Origin of the sequence: Chitinophaga sp. (assembly GCF_035564935.1) — a bacterium.
In the GTDB taxonomy this organism is placed as follows: Bacteria; Bacteroidota; Bacteroidia; order Chitinophagales; family Chitinophagaceae; genus Chitinophaga.
In genome coordinates this window covers 1-7860 of record NZ_DATMTE010000149.1, presented here as the reverse complement: position 1 = coordinate 7860, position 7860 = coordinate 1, and the positions used below count along the sequence as shown (strand labels likewise).

General features: G+C 45.7%; 5 protein-coding genes. 2 read left to right on the top strand and 3 right to left on the bottom strand.

The window, feature by feature from the left end; genetic code table 11:
- Nucleotides 1-70: 70 nt before the first annotated feature.
- The gene (gene recA / locus VN105_RS04010) at nt 71-1081 is read left to right on the top strand and encodes a recombinase RecA (RefSeq protein ID WP_325638168.1); all 1011 of its coding nucleotides are present in this window, start codon (nt 71-73) and stop codon (nt 1079-1081) included.
- Between the two features lie 372 nt (nt 1082-1453).
- Here recA and typA read toward each other — a convergent pair whose 3' ends face one another.
- Entirely contained in the window at nt 1454-3262 is a 1809-nt protein-coding gene (typA, locus tag VN105_RS04005) for a translational GTPase TypA (RefSeq protein WP_325638166.1), read from the bottom strand.
- Between the two features lie 264 nt (nt 3263-3526).
- Between typA and VN105_RS04000 the strand changes: the two genes are divergently transcribed.
- Nucleotides 3527-4525 (top strand): alpha/beta hydrolase, encoded by a 999-nt coding sequence (locus tag VN105_RS04000; protein ID WP_325638164.1) that lies wholly within the window; start codon nt 3527-3529, stop codon nt 4523-4525.
- A gap of 38 nt (nt 4526-4563) precedes the next feature.
- On the opposite strand, the gene VN105_RS03995 is transcribed toward VN105_RS04000, so the two are convergent.
- A complete protein-coding gene (locus tag VN105_RS03995; protein ID WP_325638162.1) occupies nt 4564-6795 on the bottom strand; it encodes a patatin-like phospholipase family protein in 2232 nt (743 codons plus the stop codon).
- 75 nt (nt 6796-6870) lie between these two features.
- Nucleotides 6871-7860: COX15/CtaA family protein (locus tag VN105_RS03990; RefSeq protein WP_325638160.1), on the bottom strand; the 990-nt coding region annotated here is incomplete at its 5' end.

Below are 7860 nucleotides of genomic sequence, written 5' to 3'. Positions count from 1 at the left end.
TTAGCAATCCAATTAATTTGCTTTCTAATTGTGATCAGCTATCTTTTAAATTTGTAAAAACATTACTTATATGTCTACAGCCAATGCAGAAAAACTGAAGGCCCTGCGCCTCACAATGGACAAGATTGAGAAAGATTTCGGTAAGGGATCTGTGATGATGATGGGGGAAAAAGCAGAAGCACCTATGGAGATCATTTCCACAGGCTCCCTGGGTCTTGATATAGCACTCGGAATTGGTGGTTTACCGAAAGGAAGGATCATTGAAATATACGGACCAGAGTCTTCCGGTAAAACAACCATCGCCATACATACAATTGCGGAAGCACAGAAAAAAGGTGGCATTTGCGCCATTATAGATGCGGAACATGCTTTTGACAGCAGCTACGCAAGAAGACTGGGAGTTGATGTAGATTCCCTGTTGATTTCACAGCCGGATCATGGTGAACAGGCGCTGGAAATAGCAGACCGCCTGATTCTTTCCGGGGCAGTGGATGTAGTTGTGATCGACTCCGTGGCCGCACTGGTTCCCAAAAGCGAACTGGAAGGAGAAATGGGTGAAAGCAAAATGGGATTACAGGCCCGTTTGATGTCACAGGCGCTGCGTAAATTAACAGCCACCATCTCCAAAACAAACTGCTGCTGCATCTTCATCAACCAGCTGCGTGAAAAGATAGGTGTTATGTTTGGTAACCCGGAAACCACCACCGGTGGTAATGCGTTGAAATTCTACGCATCCGTAAGGCTGGATATCCGCCGCATGAGCCAGATTAAAGATGGCGACGAAGCCGTAGGTAACCGCGTGAAAGTGAAAGTGGTGAAAAACAAAGTAGCTCCTCCATTCCGCCAGGCTGAATTTGATATCGTTTATGGTATGGGTATCTCTAAAACAGGTGAGATCATTGATATGGGCGTTGAATATGGCGTTGTTCAGAAAAGCGGTAGCTGGTTCAGCTATGATTCCAATAAATTAGGCCAGGGCCGTGATGCCGTTAAACAACTGCTGAACGATAACCCTGAACTGGCAGCAGAAATAGAAGCAAAGATTAAAGTGAAGATCCAGGAAAAACAGGATGCCGCTTAATATTGGCTGCTATTGAATTGAATAAGCGTTGAATTGAAACTTAGTATTTAAAATATACATAGAAGTTAGTTTTAGTTTTAGTAAGCATTGGGTTAGTATGCACATCCCTGCCTTATCCTGGGCGGGGATTTTTTTTGCCCTGGTGCAACAAATACCATCCCTGCATTATGAGGATGTTTCCTGTATTACTACAGTTACTCTCCGAACTGATGCTGCAATAACCTGCATTACAAGGATCCTCCGCATCACTACAAATGTTCCCCGAACTGATGCAACAATCATCCCTGCATTAACACCCCCCAAAACAAAAACCGCCCCGTAAAACGGAGCGGCTTTGCTTTTTTCACCAATTATCTTACATAACAAAGGCAATTAAGCTTCTGCTTTCATGCTTTTAGCTGTTCTCTTACGTTCTTCTTCATCCAGTATTACTTTACGCATACGGATAAAGTTAGGCGTAACTTCTATACACTCATCATGCTGGATGTACTCCATGCACTCTTCCAGCGTCATCAGTATCTTAGGTGCAATGTTAGCTGCTCCATCAGTTCCGCTTGCGCGCATGTTGGTCAGTTTCTTGCCCTCATTAGGATTCACCACCAGGTCGCCCGGTTTATTGGTTTCACCAATGATCATACCCTTGTATACTTCTTCTCCCGGATCTACAAAGAAAGAACCTCTATCCTGCAGCTTGTCAAGAGAGTAACCAGTAGTAGTACCAGCTTCCTTGGCAATCAATACACCGTTATTACGGCCTGGGATAGCGCCCTTCCATGGTTTGTAGTCATTAAAGCGGTGCGCCATTACTGCTTCTCCTGCTGTAGCAGTGAGCATTTGTGTACGCAAACCGATCAAACCACGGGAAGGAATTTCAAACTCCAGGTGCTGCATTTCACCCTTGGTTTCCATGATCAGCATCTCACCTTTACGACGGGTTACCAAGTCAATTACCTTGCTGGCAAAATCCTGCGGAACATCTACCACCAGGGTTTCATACGGTTCGCATTTTTTACCGTCTACCAACTTCACAATTACCTGTGGCTGCCCTACAGTTAATTCATAACCTTCACGACGCATGGTTTCAATCAATACACCTAAGTGAAGGATACCACGGCCATACACCATGAAACTATCTGCACTGTCAGAATCCATTACGCGAAGCGCCAGGTTCTTCTCAGTTTCTTTCATTAAACGGTCGCGCAGGTGACGGGAAGTAACAAACTTACCATCTTTACCAAAGAACGGAGAGTTGTTAATACCAAACAACATGTTCATGGTAGGCTCATCCACACTGATAATAGGCAGCGCTTCAGGAGCTTCCGCATCAGCAATAGTATCACCAATGTTGAAACCTTCAATACCAACCACTGCGCAAATATCACCGGCAAATACTTTATTTACCTTTCTCTTACCCAACGCCTCAAAAATATACAGTTCACGTACCTTCTGTTTCTTGCTGGTACCATCTGTCTGCATCAAAGTAACCCACTGTCCTTCTTCAATAGATGCACGGGCTACTTTACCTACTGCAATACGGCCAAGGAAAGAAGAGTAATCCAGTGAAGTGATCTGCATTTGCAGGTTACCTTCCGGTGTCTGAGGCTGTGGAACGTGTTCCAGGATGCCATCCATCAACGGAGAAATATCTTCGCTTTGCTCTAATGAGCTGTTGAACCAGCCATTTTTGCCGGAGCCGTAAAATGTCGGGAAATTAAGCTGTTCTTCTGTTGCATCCAGGTTAAAGAACAATTCAAAAACTGCATCATGTACTTCATCAGGACGGCAGTTAGCCTTATCTACCTTGTTGATAACAACAATAGGTTTCAGATTCAGCTGTAAAGCCTTCTGCAACACAAAACGGGTTTGTGGCATCGGACCTTCAAAAGCATCTACCAGCAGGATCACACCATCAGCCATTTTCAATACCCTTTCTACCTCACCACCAAAGTCGGCGTGGCCCGGAGTATCAATCACATTGATCTTAGTTCCCTTATATTCAACAGAAGCGTTCTTACTGAATATGGTGATACCACGTTCTCTTTCAAGATCGTTACTATCCATGATCAGTTCGCCCGACTCCTGGTTAGCCCGGAATACATTGGCCTGATGAAGGATTTTGTCAACCAAAGTAGTTTTACCATGGTCTACGTGTGCAATAATTGCGATATTACGAATGTTCATATACTTAAATCTTTAGCTATCAGCCATTAACTAATTTTCTGCTAATAGCTACAAAAAGAAGGCGCAAAGGTACGAAAACATAGCGAGAATGAGGGTATCACGTTTTAAATAAATGTAATCATTTGGTCAGGTTAGAGACTCGTCTTACAACCGACTGGTTATCATTGATTTACAGTTAATTATATCCAAATATTGTAATCAATTAGTTTTATGGCGTCAATTTTGTCCCTACCTCACCGCGTTTTAACAGCCTAACATAACTTCATGAAAAAGAAATTGTATTTCCTCGCCATCGCCTGCCTGTCCTTTATATCCATTCATATATCCGCACAAATACCAGCCCAGGACATCACCCTTACAGATTATAAATACCCGTTTCCGGTACATTTCCTGAAATTACAACTCCAGGGCCAATCCCTTCAGATGGCCTATATGGACGTACAACCCTCCCGCCCCAACGGAAAAACAATAGTACTGCTTCATGGTAAAAATTTCTGCGGCGCGTACTGGGACAGCACCGCTGCAGACCTCAGCAATAACGGGTACCGTGTCATCATCCCGGATCAGATCGGCTTTGGCAAATCATCCAAGCCCCCTCATTTTCAATACAGCTTTCAGCTGCTGGCCCAAAACACCAAAACGTTGCTGGACACCTTGCAAGTAACAAAAACGGCTGTTCTCGGACATTCAATGGGCGGTATGCTTGCCGCCAGGTTCGCACTCATGTACCCGGAGGTAACTGAGAAACTGATCCTGGAAAATCCCATCGGGCTGGAAGACTGGAAAGTGAAAGTTCCTTATCAGTCGATAGATAAATGGTATAAAGCAGAACTGCAACAGAACTACGAAAAAATCAAACAATACATGATGGACAGCTACTACGCCGGTAAGTGGTCGCCCGCCTATGATAAATGGGCACAACTGCAGGCCAGCTGGACCAGCAACCCCGACTACTCCCTGGTAGCCTGGAACTCGGCCCTCACCTATGACATGATCTTTACACAACCGGTGCTGTACGAATTTGAAAATATTGCCGCTCCAACGCTTCTTATTATAGGTCAGCGCGACCGCACCGCATTAGGCAAAGCCAATGTATCCGAAAGCATACGCAAAACGTTGGGAAATTATCCTGAGTTGGGAAACATCACTGCGAAAAAAATTCCACATGCTACACTGGTGCCGATAGAAGGTGTAGGACATCTTCCCCACATTGAAGCATATACGAAGTTTATTACTCCCCTGCTGGAGTTTCTGAAAAATTAACCGGAAATTTATTTGGGCCGCGCGGCCTGGTAAGCCCCCTACTCCTCCAGCAGCTTCACCACATACTCCAGCGCGCTCTGGTTAGCCGGGTTATCCAGCGCATGGGCAATGTCCAGTTTTTCCCGGGAGGTGAGGTGCCAGGAAAGTGCTGCTGCCTTATCCTGCTTCTGCGGCACATACTGGAAAATTACCCGGTGAAATTTCTCCGGGAAATATCCTTCCATATAGTTCAGCAAATCATCCTGGTCAAAATCCTGCATGGCACTCCAGTGCTGTTGCATAGTAAACAGCGGCTCAAACAGCAGGTCGCCCAGGTCCTTTGTTTTTTTGATGGGAGAAATATCGTTCTTGCGGGTATCGCGGATCTGGATATACACCACCCCGCTGGTATTCTCATTGATCCACTTGCTGAATGTATACAAATAACGCAAGGTGGTTTGCTGACCAAAATTATCACGGATCCCTGCGTCCATCACATCTACAATAGGATTGCTCGGCAGGAACGCATTCGGCAGCACATAGGGAAACGTTGCGCACATGCGGATCGCACTGGTAACACGCAGGTCCATGGCATCCTGCGCAGCGAAATACTGCCCAAAGTCCACGCCATCAATATCCCTCACCTGCCGGGTGGGATACTGGTACTGCGGGCTGCACAAATAACTGATGCGTTGGGGGGAAATCATTAACCGGCGCCCGTCTGCATTAATGGTGGCATTCCATATCAGCATGGGGATCTCCGCCTCGGCTTCCGGCTGCCGGTAGTCTTTCAACGTTTTATCCAGCACACTGTCGGTATGTTCATTCAGCTGCATTTCAAAAGCATAGCCCCTGTCTTTGGCGTAGTGATTTTTCCCGATATTAAAACTTCTCCAGGGTGTAATGAAATCATTTACGGCAAGTGCGGAGAATACAGAATTGAGTAAATCCTGCGAAACCTTATCAGCATATATTTTATCTGACAGGCGAACGGGTTTTCCCTGCTGCTGTTGGTAATAGAGTTCCCGGAAATAACTGGCGCCAAGCATGCCCCCGGATGCGCCGGTCATAAGTACGGTATGCTTCATCAGGCGGCCGTTCAGCATACTGTCCAGCCGTTGTAATACATTTACGCTCCACGTAGCGGAACGGCTGCCGCCACCGCTGAAATTCATGACTATCAATGGCGGCTTTTTCCCGGCCGGAAATTTCTTTCTCCACTTCTCTAATATCATCAGGGTCTGCTGCTTATCCGCCTCATATTTCTCCCGGGTAAAAAACTGCTGAAGGGCTGCCACACTATATTCTGGACGCGCCTTCTTTTCCCGGTAATTCAGGCCATAGGCTTTATTCCGGTTATCAACCCAATTGTGCTCCACCATCCAGTTCAAGGCAAACAACATCACCAGCAAAATAGGAATAGACCAGGTTTGCAGCATATAGGAAAAAGCGCCGGCCACACCAATAAGAAATGCAAAGAAGATCAGTACACTGGCGCCGGCAGGAATCCTGAACATATCATAATCCATCAGGTACGCCAGTATTACCAGGAATACCAGGGAACAGCCCACTGTGATCATCGCAGCAAAGTGATGCTGCTTAAGGATACTATCAAGATAATGTTTATTGTAATGGTCTACATTCCTGGCTCTTCTGATGCGCCAGGGAGTGGAAAAATAGTTGTGAACGGGGAGTGCGTTTTCGTCCGGATCCTGGTTGGGCTTCAGGATCATCCGCAAAAAGTTGCGCGGGTTTCCAAAGCGCTTTTCCAGCCGCCGGCCAATATTTTTATCTGCATTAAAAAAATAAAAAAAACAGAAGAAAAAAATAAACAACACCCCGCAGATGAAGCCCTCCCCTAACAACATAATATCAGGAACGGTAGTTAATTGCTCATAGCGCTGGTATTCCCATCCGCGGTAAAGCATACTGAAAATAAATACCAGGGGAATAATGGCATTGTTAAGGCAATACCTGAAAAATGGCTGGGAGGTAGTGGCCAGGAACTTAAATCGTCCGGTATGCAAAATGAAAGTGGTGATTTGCCAGCTCATGATAAACATACCGGTAGCCAATCCCAGGATAGTAGTGCTGTAGAAATTTACTTTGCCAAGGTATTCAGGCGCCAGGTAAAGTGCATCTCCGCCAAACACCTTGGCAAAACCGCCGTTGATGGTGCTGAACAGGATCACCCAAAAAATAAGTAATACCTGGTACTTCCTGAAATGCAGGAGCAGCAACTGTATAGGGAAAGAATAGTAAGTTTTTATCAATAATAACTTCACCTTCATCAGACGATTATTACGAATAAACCTACGGAAAATTTACGGATTTATGTCGCCGGGAGTTTCTCCGGGGCCGAAAAATCAATTCCTGTTTACCGCCCCCCTGCTGAGGAACAGGGTCCAGATCAGCGACAACATCAGCAGCATACCTACACCCTGGTGCAGGATACCATAACTAATGGGGATTTCCACCTGGCTGTTCAGGAGGGTAAGCACGCCCAGCAGCACCTGTAATAATACCAATAGCAGGGGAAGGTAACGGATGGTGTGTAACAGACTATTGGCGGGTGTTTGCGCGGCCTTCCACCACCAAATGGCAATGAGAATGGTAATAAGATAAGCCAGCCCGCGATGTATAAATTGAATAGTAATTGGATTATGTGCAATATCTGTAGCAAAACCACCTTGCGAAAACATGCCCCCCGGAACCCAGGAGCCATTGATATCCGGCCAGGTATTGGCCACCAGTGCGGTATGCAGGCCGGCCATGAAAGCGCCGTATACCAGCTGCACTACCAACAATACCAGCAACCAGATATTCAGTTTGTGTAAAACAGGCACTTTTAATATTTCCACCTGTCGTACACTGAGCTTTAAGGCAAACCAGAATACATATGCCAGCAGCACCAGCGCAGAAATAAAATGAATGGCCAGCCGGATATGGTTAACATAGAGGTTCTCCTCGTTAAGCCCGCTCTTCACCATAATCCATCCTATCAGCCCCTGTAAACCTCCCAGTACAAACAATATGATCATCGGGTTGATCATACTCCTGTTAATCTTCTTCTTAATAATAAAATAGATAAACGGAATAATAAACACAAACCCCATCAGCCTGGCCCAATCACGATGCAGCCACTCCCAGAAGAAAATAAACTTAAAGTCCGATAAGGTGAAGTGGTTATTAATGTATTTATACTGCGCTATCTGCTTATAGCCATCAAACGCTTTCTGCCAGGCGGCTTCATTCATAGGAGGGAACGCACCCAGCAATGGCTGCCATTCTGTAATGGATAAGCCCGAACCGGTTAAGCGGGTAATTCCTCCCAGCAATACCTGAACTATCAACAT